This is a genomic window from Burkholderia sp. GbtcB21 (assembly GCF_019091065.1).
GTDB lineage: Bacteria > Pseudomonadota > Gammaproteobacteria > Burkholderiales > Burkholderiaceae > Burkholderia > Burkholderia pyrrocinia_C.
This window is the reverse complement of the sequence record NZ_JAGXKA010000010.1, coordinates 100,238-101,346: the sequence shown is the minus strand read 5'-3', so window position 1 is coordinate 101,346 and position 1,109 is coordinate 100,238. Positions and strand designations below refer to the sequence as shown.

Here is a 1,109-nt window from a genome sequence, read left to right as displayed (position 1 = left end):
TGTCGACTTCCACGTCGACCGGCCTGTCCTTGGCCAACAGTTCGATCAGCTCGCTGTCGACCTCGACCTCGACCGGCATCAGCTCGCTGTCCACCGGCCTGAGCTCGACCAACAGCTCGGTGTCGTCGCTGTCGACTTCCACGTCGACCGGCCTGTCCTTGGCCAACAGTTCGATCAGCTCGCTGTCGACCTCGACCTCGACCGGCCTCTCGTCGGCCAATAGCTCGATCGGCTCGCTGTCGACCGGCCTGAGCACGGTCACGACCAAGACGGACAACCTCGGCAACAGCACGGCGTCGGCACTTGGCGGCGGCTCCACGTACGACCCGACGACCGGGACGGTCTCCGCGCCGGCGTATACGACCTACAACGCGAACGGCACGACGTCGACCGCCAACAGCGTCGGCTCGGCGATCAACAACATCAACAGCCAAGGCATCAAGTACTTCCACGCGAATTCGACCGGTGCCGACAGCGTCGCGACCGGCACCGACGCCGTCGCCATCGGCAGCGGTGCCACCGCCGGCACCAACAATTCCGTCGCGCTCGGCGCCAACTCGCAGACCGCCGCGGCCAATCCCACTAGCAGCGCGACCGTCAACGGTGTCACGTTCGGTGGATTCGCAGGCGCCGCGCCAGTCGGCACCGTCAGCGTCGGCAGCCCGGGCAACGAGCGACAAATCACCAACGTCGCCGCCGGCCAGGTGACGCAGACCAGTACCGACGCGATCAACGGCAGCCAGCTTTATTCGGTTGCCCAACAGGTTGGTACCGCGACCAGTGCCATTTCGTCGCTGTCCACGTCGACGTCGACGGGTCTGTCGTCGGCGAATAGCTCGATCACGTCGTTGTCCACCTCGACCTCGACGGGCCTCTCGTCGGCGAACAGCTCGATCACGTCGTTGTCCACCTCGACCTCGACCGGTCTGTCGTCGGCGAATAGCTCGATCACGTCGTTGTCCACCTCGACCTCGACGGGCCTCTCGTCGGCGAACAGCTCGATCACGTCGTTGTCCACCTCGACCTCGACCGGTCTGTCGTCGGCGAATAGCTCGATCACGTCGTTGTCCACCTCGACTTCGACGGGCTTGTCGTCGGCAAACAGCTCG

1 pseudogene is annotated in these 1,109 nt (G+C 64.9%); it reads left to right on the top strand.

Annotated elements, in window-relative coordinates:
• Positions 1 to 1,109: pseudogene (locus tag KVT39_RS38060) on the top strand (hemagglutinin); the annotation flags it as partial.